The sequence below is a fragment of the Dehalobacter sp. genome, assembly GCA_023667845.1.
GTDB lineage: Bacteria > Bacillota > Desulfitobacteriia > Desulfitobacteriales > Syntrophobotulaceae > Dehalobacter.
Genome location: JAMPIU010000182.1, coordinates 68,726 through 88,467, shown reverse-complemented (window position 1 = coordinate 88,467; position 19,742 = coordinate 68,726). Strand labels below are relative to the sequence as shown.

Below are 19,742 nucleotides of genomic sequence, written 5' to 3'. Positions count from 1 at the left end.
TGATGATCAGCGCCCCGATCATGGCGATCGGCGGAATCATCCTGGCTTACCGGGAAGATAAGGCCCTTACTTGGGTACTAGCTGTCGCCATACCGGTTCTGGCAATTGTCATTGTGATGATTGCTTCCAAAATGATACCGCTGTTTCGATTGGTCCAGGTAAAAATCGACAAGATCAACCTGGTACTCAGGGAAAAACTTACCGGCATCCGGGTCATCCGCGCCTTTAATACGATTGAACATGAAAAGAAGCGTTTTGACGCCGCCAACGTGGACCTCACAGAAAACTACATTAAAGTAAATAAAATCATGGCATTTATGATGCCGTCGATTATGCTGATCATGAACTTAACTTCACTGGCAATCCTTTGGTTTGGGGGCATCCGCATCAGTATCGGCGATATGGACCTGGGAGCCCTTTCTGCGTTTACGCAGTATGCGATGCAGATCATGATGTCCATGCTGATGCTAGCCATGATGTTCATTATGGTTCCCCGGTCTCAGGCGGCAGCTGTCAGAATCAATGAAGTCCTGGAAACCGTACCTGAAATTGAAGATGCCAAGGACCTGAAGGATACTTTCACCGGCAAAGGCTATGTGGAATTCAAGGATGTCACCTTTAGTTACCACGGCGCAGAAGAACCCGCTATCCGGGATATATCTTTCGCCGCCCGGCCTGGTGAGATCACAGCGATCATTGGCAGCACCGGTTCAGGGAAATCAACACTGATCAACCTAATACCGAGGTTTTATGATGTCGACAGCGGTTCCGTCCTAATCGACGGTGTGGATGTCCGGGATATATCCCAGGAAAACCTTCGTCAAAAAATTGGTTTTGTGCCGCAAAAAGCGGTCCTCTTTTCGGGAACGATTGCCGAGAATATCCAGTTTGGCAGCAAGCAGGCCACTAAAGAAGAAATTCAGCATGCTGCAGAAGTTGCCCAGGCCGCTGAATTTGTCACCAAAATGGATGGTGGGTATGACCATGTCATCGCCCAAGGCGGAACCAATGTTTCCGGCGGTCAGAAACAACGGTTGGCTATTGCGCGGGCCTTGGTCCGCAAGCCGGAAATCTATATTTTTGACGACAGTTTTTCTGCCCTGGATTTTAAAACGGATGCGCGTCTGCGAGCAGCACTGAAACAGGAGATTGCCGAGGCGACCGTCCTTATTATCGCCCAAAGAGTAGGCACCGTCATGGACGCGGATCGAATCATTGTCCTGGACAATGGTCAAATTGCAGGCATTGGGACGCATAAGGAGCTGTTGAACAGTTGCGAAGTCTACCGTGAAATTGTCTCATCCCAGCTGTCAGAGGAGGAAATCGCATGAGCGGCGAAAATAAAAACCAAAGCACGATACGCAATCGGCAAGGCCGAAGAGGACCAGGAGGACCGGGAGGACCAGGGGGACCTGGCAGCCACTTTGGTGCTCCCGTAGAAAAAGCTAAGAATTTCCGCGGAAGTCTGGCAAGACTCATTCGGTATTTAAAACCGCATAAACTCCATTTAATTGTTGTATTGATCTTTGCCATCGCCAGTACATCTTTTACAATTGCAGCTCCTAAGGTAAGCAGTAAAGCAATCAACAAACTGCAGGATGCTTATATGGCAAGAATGATGCTGCAAAAAATGTCCGAGGCGCAGGAAAAGGGCGTTAACAGCATTTATACCCAGATGGCCGATGTCCAGCTGAAAACAGTCGACCAGATCAGTAAGCAGATTGCAAACCCCGCAACCAGTAAACCCACCAACCCTGAATCTTTGAATACAGTCAAAGCGCTGATCACGCTGCCTGCAATTAATACACTTCAAGATCCGCAGGAAAAAGCCAATACCGTCATTAAAATGTTGGATCTCCTCAATGCACTGCCAAATATGGGAGAAATCAATCCCAACAACACGCAGGATGGGACAGTTAAAAAGATTGATGCGGACAACATAAATACTATCAAAACATTTCTGCAATTACCGATGCTGAGTTCGGTGACAGATGCTGAAGAAAAAGCGAATGTTTGCCAAAAGATTATTGATTTAGGGGAAAAGATGTCCGCAACCGGTGCGACAGGCTTGGACATGCCGAATACCCAGCAAAATGTCACGCTTACCGGTGATCAAATCAGCGGTGCCATTACAGCGATCAGAGAAACGAACGGTGAATATGATTTCCATTATATCGGCATGATCGCCTTGATCCTGATCGGCATGTATCTCATCAGCGCCTTGTTCAGCCTGATCATGGGTCTTGTGATGTCAGGCGTTTCCCAGCGTACAGTCCGGGATCTGCGCCGGGTAGTCGATAATAAACTGGCCAAATTGCCTTTAAAATATTACGATATGCACCCTTATGGCGATATCTTAAGCCGTGTGACCAACGATATCGACACCATTGCCACTACCCTGCAGCAAAGCTTAACCCAAATCATCACCTCCGTGATAACAATTATAGGTTATATTATCATGATGCTCACAATCAGTCCGGTTCTCACCCTGATTATTATCGCCTCATTGCCGCTGTATATGCTGTCCACCACAATGATCGCCAAGAAATCCCAAAAATACTTTGCCGTCCAGCAAAAAGAGCTGGGGGACCTCAGCAGCCATGTCGAAGAGATGTACACCGGGCATAAGATCGTTAAGGCTTTTGGCCATGAAAAGGATGCCATCGAAAAATTTGAATCCATCAATAACCGGCTTTATGGCGCAGGTTGGAAAGCCCAGTTCGTTTCCGGGATTATGTTCCCGCTGATGAACTTTATCAGTAATCTCAGTTATGTCGGCATCAGCATCGTCGGGGGCATCTGGATCACGCGCAATCTATTAGGATTAGGTGATATCCTGGCCTTTATCCAATATTCACGGTCATTTACGATGCCGATCATCCAGACCGCCAATATCGCCAACGTTATCCAGTCTACTATTGCCTGCGCTGAACGCGTCTTTGAGGTTCTGGACGAACAGGAAGAAATTCCCGACAATCCTGAAGCTGTGATTCTGGATATGCCCAAAGGAAATATTCGCATCGACCATGTCAGCTTCCGCTATACAGAAGATGTCCCGCTGATTGAAGATATGAACCTTGAAGTAAGGCAGGGAGATACCATTGCCATCGTCGGACCGACCGGCGCCGGCAAAACGACTCTAGTCAACCTCCTGATGCGGTTTTACGAGATCAACTCGGGCAAAATCAGTATTGACGGTGTGAACATCAAGGATATGCCACGCAGCGAGCTGCGTAAACTCTTTGGTATGGTCCTTCAGGACACTTGGCTGTTTAACGGCAGTATCAAAGACAATATTGCCTACTCCAAAGAAGGCGCGACGATGGAACAAATTGTCCAGGCTGCCAAAGCAGCCCATGCCGACCATTTTATCCGGACACTTCCTGATGGCTACGATACGATTCTGAATGAGGAAGCGACCAATATCTCGCAAGGACAGAAGCAGCTGCTCACTATCGCCCGGGCTATTTTAGCCGATCCGGCAATATTGATTCTCGATGAAGCAACCAGCAGCGTGGACACCCGGACTGAAGTATTGATCCAGAAAGCAATGAAGAACCTGATGAAAGGCCGGACGAATTTTGTAATTGCGCACAGGCTTTCTACCATACGGGATGCCGAACTCATTCTGGTCATGAATAACGGGCGTATCATTGAAACAGGTAATCACAGGGAACTGCTGGCTAAAGGCGGCTTCTACGCCGAATTATATAACAGTCAGTTCTCAGAAGATACGGATATCGCGGGATAACGCATCCTAGTGGTCTGAAGTCCCCCATTCGAAATCTTTCATGGAGATGCTTTCAAAGAAGAATTCCCGGATCTTTTCAAGATTGCGTTCCGTAGAAAATCGGATCCTTAACCCTTCTTCCTTGATGATTTCTGCGCTCTTATCATTGCTGCCGATATCTTTCGGATAAAGCTCAATGATGTTTGCAATCTTTTTCAAGCTGAAAATCACGGCTAACGCTTTACAATCCGGTGTCTTGCTTTCCTCTTCAAAATAGATGACGACATCATGAACGCGGCTCATTTAAAACTTTTCCCGCCTTTCCTTATAACTTGCTTCTGGCAATAGCATACCACGTCATTTCGTCTTGACGGACAATTTGCCGCAGAATGTAAAAAAACAACCTGAATGGTTGTTTTTTTACATTGGATGGCGAATCCCGGCTTCGTCCAAAAAACGATCAGGATCATCTTTGTTAATACCCAGGAAATCAAGCACCTGCGGATCAACGTTTACAGACTCCGGCTTATAGATGCTTTTCCAGGAATAGATATCGGCAAGATACACCAAGGCAACCATTTCCTTGTCGATGACCCTTTCATCAAGCGGACAGTGGTGAAATAGCGCAGACTCCACGATCGAGTACGGAAGCTCCCACCAATCCAGCAGATGGCCGCCAATTTCCCCATGAGATATATCCGCAAATTCGATTTGTTCATAATAGTGGAATAAATCCCGGTTACCCACGTTCTTCTCAACTGCCCGCATATATTCATACCAGAAATTATTCAGCAGAACCACTTTGCCGACATCATGCAGCAATCCGGCCATTGAACTTGATTCAGGCATTTTCTTATGATGAATCTTCTGGTAAAAAACATTCAGGATGGTATTGGTCGTTACGGCATGGAGCCAAAGCATCGCGATATCTCTATGGTAACGCGCATTCTTTTCCCCTTTGGTCTCCTGATGCAGACAGGCGCTCAAAACAATATTTTTAACATCGGTCAGTCCCAAATAATTAATAGCCTGGATAACCGAACCTGTTTTTACTCCTAAGTGGGAAGAGTTTGCCACCTGTAATACTTTTGCCGTTATGGAAGGATCACTTTCAATCGTTTTGGCAATTTCCTTCATGCACGCATCCTGTTCGATCAGAAAATTAAATTTATGGAAGACATTCTGAGGCGATGGCAGAAATTCAATTTTATTGATCACTTCCAGCAGGTTTCGGTTCTTCAAGATCTTTTCCACTTCGAAAATTTGTTCGATGGTCCTAAGCAGATCCTTGTTTTGCCATGGCTTAAACAGATAATGTTTGGCCAGACAACTTTGCTGTATTTTCAGAAGCATGTTTTTATCGACATGCCCGCTAAGAACTAATCTGATCGTAGACGGATATTTTTCTTTGACTTGTGTTAAAAGTTGAAAGCCGTCCATACCCTGCATTTTGACATCTGTTACAAGCAGATCGATTTTCTTTCTTTGAAGAATCTCCAGGGCCTCTTCACCACTTCCCGCAGTAAGAACCTCATAGCCGCTGCCAAAAAAGACCCTGTTCAACGCCCGCAAAATTGCGTTTTCATCATCTACAAACAAAATCACTTCATTCATTTTCTTCACCTGTTTCGGCTTCCAGCTGCTGTCTGACAGGAAGCAGGATTATAAACCTCGTACTTACGCCCGGCGTACTTTGAACTGAAATCTGCCCCCCGTGCGTATTGACAACAATATCGTAGGCAATACTGAGCCCGAGGCCCGTGCCCTGACCAACAGGTTTTGTCGTAAAAAATGGATTGAAAATCTCTTTCAGGCTTTCCTTATGGATCCCTGTCCCATTGTCTTCAATCTGACACCGCACAAAATCACCCGCGACTTCCGTACTAACCATGATAGAGCCAAGTGTCTTCGGTTCTTTTGTTTTTATGGCGTAGACTGCATTCAGGATAATGTTCAAGAGCACCTGATTAATCTGATTGCCCTTCGCCTGGACCAAAGGAAGCTCCCCAAACAGTTCGATTACCCTGGCATGGTGCTTGATCTCATTTCTGGCCACCAAAAGCGTATTTCTCAATCCGTTATTCAGATCATAATCTTCGAACTCGTTGCCTTGATCCGCTCTGGAAAAGGTCTTAAGTCCGGTTACAATTTCACTGATCCGTTTGAGGCCATCCTCAATATCAAAAAACAAATCTTCCAGGTCTGTTGAGATATACTTCAGGTTGTTGGTTTCTTCAAGCTTTCTCAAGTTCTCTATCTGCGGGGCAAGCAAATCCTTCTCGCTTGGGTGCAGCTGCTCCAAAAAGCTGTGATAGGCGCCGATCATATTCGTATACTGGTTAAAATAAAGACGAGAGGTCTCAAAGTTACTGGAAATATAGCCAAGCGGATTATTGATTTCATGAGCAACCCCGGCAGCCAGCTGTCCAATCGCAGCAAGCTTCTCTTGTTGGACAAGCTGTTCTTGCGTTCTCTTTAAACGGCTGATCGTTGTTTTCAATTCTTCATCTGAGGCAACGTTTTGTTTAAACAATCCGGTAATTTTTTCATTCTGGCGGATTGCTTCCTGAAGCTGTTTTTCCAGCCTGCGGTAACGGCCGATACTGACATTATTTATAGCCGCCATAACGACCACTAAGACCATAAACAGGATCAGCTGGAAAACATAAGACAATGTCGTCATCTGGTAGAACTGAACATGATAGGAATGGAAAATGACATAGCCTATCGAAAACAGTATGGCGACCGTTGTTGTGACCATCATAACCCTGGTAACTCGGATCATGGCCAGTATGAGCTGTATATACGCAAAGGTGTACAAAGCCGGTCCGATGAGATCATACATTCTGACCGTTATAAACAGAAGTGTCAGGGCGGTCAGCCCCGAGATCATCCAGGTAGCATATCTCATCTCAAAGTCCAATTTCGGAACAACGTTAAATCCCAGAGCCAAAGCCAGCAAAACCAAACTGTCTACGAAACACGTCTGCCAGTCACTGGCAAGATAAAAATAACGGGGGAAAAAACTAACAAATGCTGCCAGAAAGAGCAGCACTGACATATACATACTGACCATGGTATTTTCATAATAGCTTGTCAGGTTATCGTCTTCCGTTTCACGAAGGGCGGATAAAACACCAGGTATCGTTCTTTTTTTCAGATATTGATTCATAATTGATTCCTATACTCTTATTTTATAACCCAAATAAATTTTTCAGTTTTTTAGTGGAGTTTCTGCTGACAGGAATAGTTTCTTTCGTGTCCTTCAACTTCAAATTATACGCACTGTTGAACCAGGGACTGATTTTTTCAATTTTATTGATATTGACAATATAGCTTCGATGGCACCGAAAAAAGCTGCCGGATCCAAGCTTCTTCTCCCACGAATTTAAAGAGTCAGGACTTTGATATCTTCCTTTTTCGGTGATAACAACGACATCCCCTTCAGCTGCCGTTAAATAAATAACCTCCGACAGGTTAATCAGAATAATGGTGTCATCTTCCCATACAGGGATTTTTTTGATCTCCTGTTCCATTTTGCGTTCCACCGGATAGAAGTGTTCAGGTTTATCGGCAAGGGCTTTTTCGACCACTGAAATAACTTCTTCGTTTTTCCAGGGCTTGGCGAGGTAATAATAAATGCTGCCTTCATTAATTGCTGAAATTGCAACATTAACGTCTGACGAACCAGTGATCAGAATTCTGACGGCATCCGGGTATTCTTCTCTTGAACGCTTTAATAGATCAATACCCAGCATTCCCGGCATATTTTGGTCACAAATGATCACATCTATCGCGCTTTTCTGCAAAAAATCCAGCGCTTCTTCCGAGGTCGTAGCGGCAAACAGCTCGTATCCCCGGGAATGCAGGATACGCTTTAAAGCGTTGAGCACCATCGGTTCATCATCAACCAAAAGTATTCTAGCCATATTTCCCTTTCTTTTTTATCTGTCCGGACCAGAAAATGAATAATTTACCTTTTATTCTCGGGTATATTCGACATTTTCTTTTTTATTCCTTTTTTGAGTTCTTTTTTTAGCTTTATTTATTTCCCCTTTCATCTTAAACGATCATGGTAAATATTCATTCTAGTACTGCGTATTTTAAATAAATGGGCAACCATATACAGTATGCTTTGTATTAATTTTTATAAAGCTGGATTGTGTTTCTGCCCTGATATTTGGCCCGGTAAAGGGCAGCATCAGCCTGGGTAATCAGTTGATCTTTATTTTCCGCCAGATCAGGAAAAATTGAGAAACCGACCGAAAGCGTTAAAGTTCTTGTAACGTGACAATCCGGGAAAGAAAATCGCAGACTGTAAAATGCTTCTTTAAGTCTTTCCATGACAAAATGGACTTCTTCGACGCCGGAATCAGGCAAAATTACTGCAAATTCGTCCCCGCCGTAGCGGCAGGCAATATCTGACTTTCTCGTTGTGTTTTGGATCAGCCCGGCTGTTTTTCTTAGTATTTCATCACCAAAATAATGACCATAGGAATCATTGTACATCTTAAAGTTATCAATATCGATCATACACAAGACAAGCGTACGATTTGCTCTGGTCGCCCTCGCAATCTCTTCGTCAAGCCTTTGCTGAAAATACCTGTGATTGTAGATCTCTGTCAGACCGTCTGTTACAGAAAGGGTCTCAAGTACTTTCTGGGTCTTTTTATTGCGTTCAACTTCAATGGCAATAATCGCAGATCCCAAAAAGTTAGCCAGGATGAACACGGCAATAGCAAAATAATATGGGTCACCTTGCATTATTCCGAATCTGAATGGAGCAGTCATCCCTATGATGCTGTATATCAGCGTAACCATAAGGCCGGTATACCCAAAGATCAGCGGCATCAGCAACGTGACGACAGCCATTATACTCCCTATAATAATTCCCGGAGCTGTATTTAAATTACCAAAAAACAGCACCAAAACCAGGATCCCAATAAATAACAAACAGATGATAAATTTGTTTTTCTGACTCAGTCTATGTTTGTCTAAAAAATCATGATCATCTTTTCGATTAACTAAATTCATTATATGACCCCCTATATAAACCTTACTTTTCAGCAAAAGCCGTTGTATGATTCTTTCAATTACATTGCGATAACATAAGATTATCTCATTAAGTCTTCTGTTGGGAGAATCTTCTACAGAATGTAAAAAAAACAACCTCAATGGTTGTTTTTTCTCAATGAATGGATTTGGTTTTCCATGCGTGCATCGGATTTCATCTCAGCCAGTGTTTACGCCAAAACAGGATAAGTACTGCTGTCACAATCAACACGGATACACCGAAAAAGAGCGGCATCCCCAAAGGCGAGTGGATCAGCGGCATTGCTTCAAAATTCATTCCAAAGAAGGAGGTAACCAGATTAATCGGCAGCAGGATCGTGGCCAGAAGCGTCAGAACTTTCATGATATCATTGGCCCGGTTGTCAATGGCCTGCTGGTAGGCTTCCATTAGGATTTCAATCAGCTCATGGGTCTGCCGTGCATTCTCAAGTTTCTGCTGGGTATCGGCAACCAGGTCTTTCCACGATGGCCTCCCCTGATCATGATTATCCATGGCTGCCAGTCTGCTGAAAATCGTCTGATGCGCATTCAGTGACTTCTTTAATCCGAGTATTTTTTTGTGAAGGTTAATTATTTCACTTCTTTGCCATCTTTCAGGAGTTTCCAGGATATTTTCTTCAATCCGGTCCACATCATCTTCCAGTAATTCCAGCTGGCGCTGATGGTGTTCCAGTATTTCCATGCCGAGGAGCTGCGCCAGATCGGAAGGTGTCGTAAGCAGCCCTCTCCGGGCCCAGTCATTGATCTGCGACAGCTCAAGCCGGTCATTGCGCAGTATCGTCATATCATTCGCCGACAGAAAAAAGTAAATCGCAAATTCTTTGGTGTCATCAGCAAAATCGCTGTAACCAATAAAAAACAGAGAAGGGTGCAGACGTTCAAATCTTTGATTAAAGCTATTCCCCTGCGGATTCAGGTTTCCCAGAACACGGTCGATCCCTGCAGATCCGGCAGATGCCAAGTGCCCGTTCAGGAGCTTCCATTCCTCAGCATCGAAGAGGGTTATGCTAAACTTTCCCTCTGTCGGAATCTGTTGTGATTCTATTTCTTTCAGGCCCTCCGGAGAGACAAGATAGTGTTGCAAGCCCTTCACCTCCATTCACTTAACAATTCTCTGTAAACTGATCATTCGGATAACCACGGTTATATCATTCTTACAATTTATGTAATGAGATGCTATAATTAATTCCAGATTTTCGGTTTTCCAAACTTCTTGGTGAATGACTCCTGCATCACATTACCTAACGTTAGGAGCGTTTATATGAAGAAAATACCCTATCATTTTCACAAAATGGTTTGGCTATTTTTTATTGCTTCTATCCTTGGTTTTGTTTTTGAATCCATCTACTGTTTTATTCTGCATGGATATATCGAAAGCAGGTCAGGTCTGATTTATGGTCCTTTCAGTCATATCTACGGTTTTGCAGCCGTTATTGTTATTTTGCTGCTGCAAAGAACAAATTTCAAAAATAAATGGTCCTTATTTTTTATAAGTGCTTTTATAGGATGCTTGTATGAACTTATCTGCAGTCTGATACAGGAATATGCTTTTGGTTTTATATCCTGGGACTACAGTTATTCTATGCTCGATATACTTGGCAGGACATCGCTGGCATACTCATTTTTTTGGGGAATCCTGGGCGTTGTCTTCATTAAGTATATTTACCCATTTATCAGTAAAAGAATCGAAAACTTTCCCATGAAGATGAGTACCCTTGTGACATGGATTATAATTCTATTCATGACCTTCGATTTATCCATTTCGGCCGCTGCCGTATTCAGGGCAAACCAAAGATACGACGGCATCCCGCCGACAAATTCCATTCAGACTTTTTTAGACCGTTCTTACCCTGATTCGTTCATTCACCAGGTATATCCAAACATGGTTCATGTATCGTAATTGTTCATTCCTGTCTTTCCTGTATTCTACCACAATCAAACCATCAGGTCATTAATCAGGGCGAAGACTTCCGCTTTGACACGTGCCAAGGTAGCATCCGCTTCAGCTCTGGTAAAACCTTTGATACAGAAATAAAAACGTATTTTTGGTTCCGTACCGGAAGGTCTTGCCATGACATAGCCTCCCCCTTCAAAGGAAAAGCGAAGCGCATTCTCCCGGGGAAGATCTATCTCTTCCGTCTTGTTCTCCAGCGCATCCCATCGGATATTTTGCTGATAGTCATCAATAAACCGTATGCTAAGCCCCGCAACAGAAAGCGGCTTTGCCGTCCGCAGTCTGTCCATTACAGCGGCAATCCGTTCCCGGCCTTCTTTGCCGCTCAGCGCAAAAGCAACCTGTTCGTCGAGGAAAGTGCCGTAACGCGCAAAGAGTTCCGCCAATATATCCGGCAAGGTTTTGTTCTCTATCTGCTTGTAATACAATGCCGCCTCAGCCAGCAGCGCAGAAGCCTGAACTGCATCCTTATCTCTGGTATACGTACCAGCCAGGTAACCATGGCTTTCTTCAAAGCCAAACAAAAATGTCCCCCAGCACTGTGCTTCCATCTCTTTGATCTTTTCTCCAATATATTTAAAGCCGACCAGCACATTCACTGTTTTGACGCCAAAATCAGCCGCAACTGCTTCGGCCAGGTCCGTAGAGGCTATCGTCTTGACGATCACGCCATTGTCCGGCAGTCTGTGGTTTCGTCTTCTTTGATCCAGGATATAATACGCCAGGATTACGCCAATCTGATTACCGGTAAAACGGCAATACTGACCATTTCTGTCCAGGGCATATGCTCCGAGGCGGTCTGCATCCGGATCGGTGGCCAGTACCAGGTCCGCCTGTGTCTTCTTTGCCAGTGTTAAAGCAAGCGCAAACGACTCCGGATCTTCCGGATTCGGAGATTTCACCGTCGGGAATTCCGGATCAGGTTGTTCCTGTTCTGCAACCATCCGGAAAGCCGTAAAGCCCATTTTGGTAAGAATGCTTTGGACAGGGCTGCCGCCGGTTCCATGAAGCGGCGTGCAGACAATGTTCAGCTTTGTACCATAAGTTTGCGTTAGTTCTGTATTCAGCAGACTATGGAATATCTCAGCCTGATAGGCAGCATCCACCTGATCTCCGATCATCTGGACCTTCCCTTCCTCCAGGGCTCTGGTTCGGTCTGCCGGCACAATCCTCCAGTCTTCTCTTTCAGCCATCTTGGTAATGATCTGCTTAGCAGGAGCAGGCGGCAGCTGCCCGCCATCCTCCCAGTAGACCTTATAGCCGTTGTATTCCTTCGGATTATGGCTGGCCGTGATATTTACGCCGGCAATTGTCTGCAGATACCTGACAGCAAATGAAAGCTCAGGCGTCGGCCGCAGACCTTCAAACAGATAGACTTTAATCTGATTCACTGCCAGTACCAACGCTGCTTCCATTGCAAAATCTTCGGAAAAATAGCGGCTGTCATACGCAATGACAACCCCTCGCTGACACGCCTCTGGTCCATGCTCCAAGATCGTGTCGGCCAACCCCTGTGTAACTTTGCGAATAACATAACGATTCAGGCGATTGGTTCCTGCGCCGAGAACCCCTCTGATGCCGCCGGTCCCAAACTCCAGCGTCGTATAGAATCGGTCCTCCAACTCCTTCAGATCGGTTATTTCCGCCAGTTCCCTCCTACTGAGCTCGTCAAAGTAATCATTCTCCATCCAAAATTTCAAGGTACTGTCATACTTTTGCTCTGAATACATGTTACTTTTCTCCTCACTGTTGATCAGACGCAACCTGGTATAAAGCCTCAAATTCACTGCCGCTCTTTTGACTTATAATCCTGTTTCCCCGATTCGCTTCAAGATGCTTAAGAATTTTATAGAGCATTTCGCGGTCTACTACAGACCCGTCTGCTTCAATTTCCAATGCAATTTCTTCAACCGTTAACCCTCCGGTTTTACATGCCCTTAGAACACGCAGGGCCAGGTTCTTTAATTGAATCATTTCCTGCGCACCTTTTTTAGCCATTTCTACAGCCGGTTGGTGATAAGCATTAACATGCACAAGCTGGGCATACATACTCACTGTACGTTCGTATAGGGCAATTAATACTCCGATCGTTACGGGGCTGAGGTCTCTCACTGTCAGCGTAATTGATTTTCGGCCCTTGTTTGACAGGGCATTCCTCGTCCCGAGCAGAAAAGCCTGCAAATAATCACCGCTGGTGCTTTCCTCGGCAATCTGGATTGAGTCTCCATCCCTGTCCTTCAGTACTTCTATGAAGGTCACAAAAAAGTTACCGGGCCCGTCCAGCAGCTGCTGGATATAGGAATGCTGATCACTTGTTCCTTTATTTCCAAGTACTGCAATTCCCTGATGGACAATATTTCCGTCCAAGTCCTTTTCTTTTCCCAGAGACTCCATGATCAATTGCTGAAGATATTTCGGGAAAAGCTCCAAACGGTCTTTATAAGGAAGGATAACCATCTGCTGCCCGCCTTTGCCGCCTGTCAGGACGTACCACGCCAAGGCGGTAAGGGCAGCAGGGTTGCTTTTCGTATCCGTGTTCCTGGTCAGGGAGTTGCACTTCTTAGCCCCATCCAAAAGGCCACAAATATCAATTCCCTGTAAAGCCAGCGGCAGCAGCCCCACAGCGGACAAGACAGAAGTCCGCCCGCCAACCCATTCCCAAACCGGGAAAGCGTCCAGCCAATCCTCTTTAATCCGGATCTGATCCAATCCGCTTCCTGGCTGGGTGATACTAACCGCATGACGGCTGAAGTCCAGCCCCCGGCTTATGTAAAAATGACGGACTTCTTCCATTCCGTTGCGGGTTTCAACCGTGCCGCCACTTTTGGAGATTACGATCGTTAATGTTGCATCCGCCTTAGCATCCAGCTCAGCAAAAATACGGTCCATACCGTCAGGATCTGTGTTATCGATAAAGTACAGCGAACAGGGATCACCTTTTTTCCCGAGTGCCTCGGAAACAAAACGCGGTCCTAAAGAAGATCCGCCAATGCCAACAACAATAACGTTCCGGAAAGGGTGTCCGTTTTGACCACATACAGTACCCGCATGAACATCCTGCGCAAAACATAGAATACGGTGCAGGGTATCTTTGATTGCCGCGCCTATTTCCGGCTGTGGAGCTAATTCAGGATCACTCAGCCAATAATGCCCAACCATCCGCTGCTCGTCCGGGTTGGCAACCACTCCCTGTTCCAAGGCCTGAATCTGGTGATACATGTCCTGCAGGCGTAGTTCCATGTCATCCAGATACGTATCCGGAAATCCTGCGCGGCTGACATCCACCTGGATTCCCAGCTCATCATCGAAATATAAATATTCCCGGAATTTCTGCCATTGTGACCTCACAATGCAATCACCTCACCCATCGGTAATCATACTCTACCCTGGACAATCCGATTCTATACCCGCGCCTGGCATCTAGTACAACGTTCCTGAAATAAATGCTCAAATATATGATTGCGTTAAACTCCCGGGTTGGCCTGTGCGCCACAATTCCGCTTCCGGCTGTTGCGCCATCCGTGGCTTGTCGCTCCTTGCCCTCCATGGCACCGCGACATTAGTCCATCCATGGACGTTAACAGCCGCGCTTCGCCTCCATGCTCCGCTTAACGCTGGAATTGTGACCCCCAGACCTAATTTAGGGTAATCAAGCTTGTATGAATTATTTGAGCAGGGAATTTGAGAACGTTATTTTCATTATAGCTGAGATGGACGAAAAAGTATTGCGCAATTTGTCGTGTCAAACAACCAATAAAAGCTGCCGCTTAATGACCATTTTCATTGCGCAGCAGCCTTATTTTATCTTTTATACATTTTATACACCATAGATTATACACCACAGAACAACTTCAAAAATCAAAATCAGCCGTTAAAATTGCCGCATGGTTTTGCTTCAACCTTCGTCTCGTTGAGTTTACAGTCTTCACATACCTTCTGTCCGTTAACTTCATAGATATCATCTTCTTGAACTTCCTGACCGCATTTTGAACATTTGTCCATCATGCTCTTCCTCCTTCATTTCAAGTCATGATTTATCCTTATGTTCATTAATATGATCTATCTCTTGATTTTCAAACGTATGATTGGATTCTTTGCTGCAATATCTTTGATATCCCTTTTTCCGCAGCAGGCACGCAGGACATTCCCCGCACCCATCACCTTTGATACCGTTATAACAGGTCAGCGTCTCTTCTTGAATCATTGCAAGCACACCGAGATCGTCAGCCAATTTCCAGGTTTCCGCCTTGTCGATCCACATCAGAGGGGTATGAATCACAAATTCGTAATCCATGGCGAGATTAAGGGTTACATTCAGGGACTTAACAAAAATATCCCGACAGTCCGGATAACCGCTGTAATCACTCTGAGAAACGCCGGTGATCAAATGTCTTATTCCCCTCTGTTTGGCAAAAACAGCTGCAAACGACAGAAAGAGCATATTCCTGCCGTCCACAAATGTGTTCGGTAACCGGTCGGCCGGCGAATTTTTCTCAACTTCAATCTCCGGCCTGGTCAACGAATTCGGTGCAAGCTGATTTAATAAACCGAGATCCAGCAGATGATGCTCAATCTGGTGCTTAGCACATATTTCTCTGGCACAATCCAATTCCAGCCGGTGTTTTTGCCCATAATCAAAGGACAGGGCAATGACTTCTGCAAATAACTGTCTGGCCCAAAAAAGACAGGTCGTACTGTCCTGGCCGCCGCTAAAAATGACCAAAGCTTTTTCATTTTTTTGCATGAGCTTATACTCCTCTCTTTTCCGGATTCCAGATCACTTTATGTAGCTGAAGCTGCAAGCGCACCCCATTCATTTGATGCACAATCATAAATTTAACGATCTCAGACGGCGCAATTTTTGCAAAAACAGGACTGATAAATACCGCAGTTTTCTTGATCAGGCCGTAGGTACTTATGATTTCGCACGCCCTTGCCAGGTCGTTTTGATCGCCAACCACGAATTTCACGGCATCCCGGCATGTCAGAACCTCAAAATTCGCTAAAACCATCTTGTCCTCCATACCGCTCGAAGCAAGCTTGTAGTCCATCGTAAATCCCAGACGGCGATTAGCCTCTGTGCAAAAGGGCTTCAGGCTGACGCTGCCATTCGTTTCAATCTCGACGGAATGTGCCGGATCCTGGCACATTAAGTCGGTTAGCGCTGCAATACCAGGTTGTATCAACGGCTCCCCGCCTGTCAACGTGACGTTCTTTATACCTGTGGCCTGGACCTGTTTATAGAGCTCCGCTCCCGTCATTTCCCGGTAAGAAACATCCGCTTCATTAGCCCAGCGGGTGTCACAGTAAGTACATTGCAGATTGCACCCGACAAATCTAACAAAAACAGCCACTTCTCCTGCCCGCGGTCCCTCTCCGTTAATGCTTGAAAAAATTTCTGCAACCCTGTATTTCATCCGAATCACCATCTGCCTTCATAGACCGCGCAATTCGCGGGCGTTTCGAATACACTGACCCTGGTCATTTGATATCCTTTATCGGCCAAAGCCTCGTAAAAGCACCTGGCAAAATTTTCGGCTGTTGTCCTGAAAGGCACCTCAATGACCCGGAATCCGTCCTGAATAAGATGTTCCAGCGTACTTTTTCGCAGCGTTCCGTTTTCCACAAGCAAAGCATGATCGTAGTCATCCGCCAGCTGTTTGAGATCCGCTTTCAGCTGGCTGAAATCAACAATCATCCCCCTGGCTTCTCCTTCATCTGCGAGTGTTTCAGATTCGATTTCCACAACCACTCGCCAGCTGTGGCCATGAATGTTCCGGCACTTGCCTGGATGGCCTGCCAGAAAGTGCGCGCTGTCAAAACTGTTTTCCACCTTCAACATGTACATATCATGCAACCTCCCCAAGAAACAAAAAAAGAGCTGCTGCTCTCCAAACAAAAAAACTACCCAAGACGGTAGTGGTCCTAGTTTTGTTTAGAGACAGGATGGATTTCGAACTGTCTTTATTTTATTCATAAATTAAGCATATCATGCCAACGTTGATCTGTAAATGAGCTTTGTTGGTATTTGGGGAAGACGGCTTTTGAAGATTGCTTTGAAGATTGCTTTGAAGATTGCTTCTTTTGAATTTATACTTTTTATTATACAATGATAGGATAGAATTTAGGGAAATAGATTCGGATAAAGAATAGGAGAATAAAGGATGGATAAATTAGTATTTGTCACCGGGCATAAGAATCCGGATACAGATTCCATATGTTCTGCAATCGCCTACGCGGAACTCAAAAAAAAACTCGGCGTGAATGCTGTGCCCAAAAGGCTCGGTGATATTAACCGGGAAACTGAATTTGTTCTGAAGCATTTCGGCGTCGAAATTCCGGAACATCTTTTTACAGTCAAAACCCAGGTGGCAGATTTAAACGTTGATCAGGCTTTTCCCGTATCATCGGATATTTCGATTAAAACAGCCTGGCACCTTATGAAAAAAAACAATATCAAAACGATTCCCGTTATTGATGATCATGAGCGGCTTTTAGGAATTGTAACTCTATCCGATATTACCAATAATTATATGGATGCCTTGGACAACAACACCATCGCTTCAACGAGAACGACCCTGCGCAATATAGCCGAAACGCTGAATGCGACATTGATCTGCGGTTCCCAGGAAGATTTCGAGACGACCGGCAAGGTTGTGGTTGCTGCTGTTGAACCGGATGACTTGCATTCGTTTGTTGAGCCGGGTGATATTGTGATCACGGGAAACCGGCTGGATATCCAGTTGAAAGCCCTGGAATACGGTACCACCTGCCTGATCATCACCTGCGGCGGAGATCCGTCACAAGAGCTGATCGAAGAAGCCCGCAGCAGGAACATTGTTTTGTTAACGACTCCGATTGACACCTATACGACCGTAAGGCTGGTGAATCAGAGCATACCGGTAGGTGCCGTCATGACCAGCCAGAACCTTATATCGTTTAACATTGATGACTTTATTGACGATATTCAGGATAAAATGTTAAAAACCAGATACCGGAGCTATCCGATTGTTGATGACAATAATCGGATCCAAGGATTTATCTCCAGATATCATCTGATTTCACAGAGAAAGAAAAACGTTATTCTGGTGGATCACAACGAAAAATCCCAGACTGTCAATGGCATTGAAGAGGCAGAAATCCTTGAGATTATTGATCACCATCGACTCGGTGATATTCAGACGGCCAGTCCGATTTTCCTTCGCAACGAACCGGTAGGCAGTACCTCGACCATTGTTGCCAATATGTTTTTTGAGATGGGAATTCGTCCTTCGAAGAGCATCGCCGGAATTCTTTGCTCCGCCATCCTGTCCGATACGCTGAAATTCAAATCTCCGACCAGTACCTACGTCGACAGGATGACGGCCGAAAAGCTGGCAGAAATAGCCGGAATTGACGATATGGACAAGTACGCCAATCAAATGTTTAAAGAAGGCTCTTCTCTGCAGGGAAAAACACTCAAGGAGATATTTTATCAGGATTTCAAAGATTATGCCTTTGGCAAATACAGGATTGGAATCGGGCAGGTCTTCACCATGGACAAGGAAAAGATCTCGGAGATGGAAGATTCACTGATTGCGTTCATGAAACAGCTTTGTGCCGAAAAAGGCTATCATTTGCTGATGCTTTTTGTGACCGATATTCTTGACCAGGCCTCAGAAGTCTTATTTTCCGGAGAAGAAAAAGAATTAATCTCGCTTGCTTTTAACGTTGATCTGGGCGAAAACAGCGTCTGCCTCCCCGGCATCGTTTCCAGAAAGAAACAGGTTGTTCCTTTAATTTCAGCAGCTGTTGACCAATGAGTTATTTTAACAATAAGTTCAACAGCCCAATCACGAAACCAATCAAGGCTCCCAAATTAACAACGGCGTTCAACTCGTTTTTCATTACCGAAAGCACAAGTCTCTCAATCTCCAGAACATCCATATCATTGACCTTTTTTTCGACAACACCGGCTATATCAAACTGTTGGATATAGCCTCCAAGCTTTTTCTGCACGAATACCGAATAGATTCTGTCAACCATACTGGTAAGATGTTTTTCCTCAATCTCAATTTTTTGCATGAATGTCGCTACGGGCTGATTCTCAAGAACCGCCAGTTCTTCTCTTACAATGGACCGAATCGTGTCCTGACCGTTTTCCTGGATGTATGCATCTACCTTTGCTCCGATCGGAGCAGCCACGGAAGCAATCAATTGGTCATTGACCATCAGCGCGAGCATCGTCCCATGGATTTTCTCCTTCATTGCTCGTCTGCCCTCCCGTGCAATGATTGTTCCCACATCCATCCTGGAAACCCCGGACATGATCTTGCTGCAAATGATGTTTTCGGCTTGTTCTCTCAGAACCTGATAGGCATCCTGTGAAACAAACCCAGTGAAGATATTCTTTAGGGTATGACGCTCATCCATTTCATAAAGTGAGCTGCTGATTTCCTGAACGATTGTGTTTTTTATGTTTTCCGACAAGAACATATTCTCTACGTCTTTACTGGTTAAAAGGTTGTTTCCAACCGCATTGCCCAATGCTTTGGCAAGCTGCCCCTTTCTCTTCGGAAAAATGCCAGGCGTAAACGGCAATGTCCAGTTTCCGATTTTAATCGGGTTGATGGGCCGAAAGAGCATCTTAACCGCGATGTAGTTTGTGACATAACCGATGATAGCGCCGATAACCGGTCCCGCTGCAATTTGGATTAGATTCATTGATGATTCTCCTCTGAATAAATCTGAATAAATAAGTACGGATTCACAACACCAATGTATATTTTAGCGATTATTTCATTGTTTGTATAGGGTTCATTATATCGTTAGCGTTGTCCAGTTATCATTATTGACAAACAAAAGGAATTTGACTTATACTTTTTTATATACCCCATATAGGTATCATGGCGAACTCTATTATCATTTGAGGGCGTCTTACCGAATTCATATCGTTATTATTTCCGTCAACAGAGAATATGCAGAGGATAAATACCAATTAAGAAA

The 19,742-nt window shown here is 44.9% G+C and carries 17 protein-coding genes; 4 read left to right on the top strand and 13 right to left on the bottom strand.

What is annotated here, in order from left to right; all coding sequences use genetic code 11:
* A partial coding sequence (locus NC238_15520) for an ABC transporter ATP-binding protein/permease (protein ID MCM1567316.1) occupies positions 1 to 1,331 on the top strand: 1,331 nt, incomplete at its 5' end.
* Positions 1,328 to 3,751: an ABC transporter ATP-binding protein/permease gene (locus NC238_15515; protein ID MCM1567315.1), complete on the top strand. Its 2,424-nt coding sequence runs from the start codon at positions 1,328 to 1,330 to the stop codon at positions 3,749 to 3,751. The genes NC238_15520 and NC238_15515, both read left to right, overlap by 4 nt.
* A gap of 6 nt (positions 3,752 to 3,757) precedes the next feature.
* Here NC238_15515 and NC238_15510 read toward each other — a convergent pair whose 3' ends face one another.
* The 6 genes from NC238_15510 to NC238_15485 all read right to left on the bottom strand — a co-directional run bounded on the left by NC238_15510 (position 3,758) and on the right by NC238_15485 (position 9,896).
* Positions 3,758 to 4,033, bottom strand: a complete 276-nt coding sequence (locus NC238_15510; protein MCM1567314.1) for a histidine kinase — start codon at positions 4,031 to 4,033, stop codon at positions 3,758 to 3,760.
* Positions 4,034 to 4,150: 117 nt separating this feature from the next.
* Positions 4,151 to 5,344 carry a response regulator gene (locus NC238_15505; GenBank protein ID MCM1567313.1) on the bottom strand — a complete coding sequence of 398 codons (1,194 nt, stop codon included), beginning with the start codon at positions 5,342 to 5,344 and terminating at the stop codon, positions 4,151 to 4,153.
* The gene (locus NC238_15500) at positions 5,337 to 6,902 is read right to left on the bottom strand and encodes an ATP-binding protein (protein ID MCM1567312.1); all 1,566 of its coding nucleotides are present in this window, start codon (positions 6,900 to 6,902) and stop codon (positions 5,337 to 5,339) included. The genes NC238_15505 and NC238_15500 overlap by 8 nt, the downstream gene beginning before the upstream one ends.
* Before the next feature lie 22 nt (positions 6,903 to 6,924).
* Entirely contained in the window at positions 6,925 to 7,659 is a 735-nt protein-coding gene (locus NC238_15495) for a LytTR family transcriptional regulator DNA-binding domain-containing protein (protein ID MCM1567311.1), read from the bottom strand.
* A 211-nt stretch (positions 7,660 to 7,870) separates the two neighbouring features.
* Positions 7,871 to 8,764 carry a GGDEF domain-containing protein gene (locus NC238_15490; GenBank protein MCM1567310.1) on the bottom strand — a complete coding sequence of 298 codons (894 nt, stop codon included), beginning with the start codon at positions 8,762 to 8,764 and terminating at the stop codon, positions 7,871 to 7,873.
* Between the two features lie 193 nt (positions 8,765 to 8,957).
* A complete protein-coding gene (locus NC238_15485; GenBank protein ID MCM1567309.1) occupies positions 8,958 to 9,896 on the bottom strand; it encodes a magnesium transporter in 939 nt (312 codons plus the stop codon).
* Between the two features lie 168 nt (positions 9,897 to 10,064).
* On the opposite strand from NC238_15485, the gene NC238_15480 reads away from it, so the two are divergent.
* Entirely contained in the window at positions 10,065 to 10,703 is a 639-nt protein-coding gene (locus NC238_15480; protein ID MCM1567308.1) for a putative ABC transporter permease, read from the top strand.
* A gap of 35 nt (positions 10,704 to 10,738) precedes the next feature.
* On the opposite strand, the gene NC238_15475 is transcribed toward NC238_15480, so the two are convergent.
* The 6 genes from NC238_15475 to queD all read right to left on the bottom strand — a co-directional run bounded on the left by NC238_15475 (position 10,739) and on the right by queD (position 16,605).
* Entirely contained in the window at positions 10,739 to 12,487 is a 1,749-nt protein-coding gene (locus NC238_15475) for a phospho-sugar mutase (protein MCM1567307.1), read from the bottom strand.
* 13 nt (positions 12,488 to 12,500) lie between these two features.
* Positions 12,501 to 14,105 (bottom strand): glucose-6-phosphate isomerase, encoded by a 1,605-nt coding sequence (locus NC238_15470; protein MCM1567306.1) that lies wholly within the window; start codon positions 14,103 to 14,105, stop codon positions 12,501 to 12,503.
* A gap of 516 nt (positions 14,106 to 14,621) precedes the next feature.
* Positions 14,622 to 14,762 (bottom strand): hypothetical protein, encoded by a 141-nt coding sequence (locus NC238_15465; protein MCM1567305.1) that lies wholly within the window; start codon positions 14,760 to 14,762, stop codon positions 14,622 to 14,624.
* Positions 14,763 to 14,784: 22 nt separating this feature from the next.
* On the bottom strand, positions 14,785 to 15,501 hold the full coding sequence (queC, locus tag NC238_15460) for a 7-cyano-7-deazaguanine synthase QueC (GenBank protein MCM1567304.1): 717 nt from the start codon (positions 15,499 to 15,501) through the stop codon (positions 14,785 to 14,787).
* Between the two features lie 4 nt (positions 15,502 to 15,505).
* Positions 15,506 to 16,174 (bottom strand): putative 7-carboxy-7-deazaguanine synthase QueE, encoded by a 669-nt coding sequence (gene queE / locus NC238_15455; protein MCM1567303.1) that lies wholly within the window; start codon positions 16,172 to 16,174, stop codon positions 15,506 to 15,508.
* A gap of 5 nt (positions 16,175 to 16,179) precedes the next feature.
* Positions 16,180 to 16,605: a 6-carboxytetrahydropterin synthase QueD gene (queD, locus tag NC238_15450; protein ID MCM1567302.1), complete on the bottom strand. Its 426-nt coding sequence runs from the start codon at positions 16,603 to 16,605 to the stop codon at positions 16,180 to 16,182.
* Between the two features lie 316 nt (positions 16,606 to 16,921).
* On the opposite strand from queD, the gene NC238_15445 reads away from it, so the two are divergent.
* Positions 16,922 to 18,559 carry a putative manganese-dependent inorganic diphosphatase gene (locus NC238_15445; GenBank protein MCM1567301.1) on the top strand — a complete coding sequence of 546 codons (1,638 nt, stop codon included), beginning with the start codon at positions 16,922 to 16,924 and terminating at the stop codon, positions 18,557 to 18,559.
* A gap of 1 nt (position 18,560) precedes the next feature.
* On the opposite strand, the gene NC238_15440 is transcribed toward NC238_15445, so the two are convergent.
* Entirely contained in the window at positions 18,561 to 19,460 is a 900-nt protein-coding gene (locus NC238_15440; protein ID MCM1567300.1) for a DUF445 family protein, read from the bottom strand.
* Positions 19,461 to 19,742: the final 282 nt, after the last annotated feature.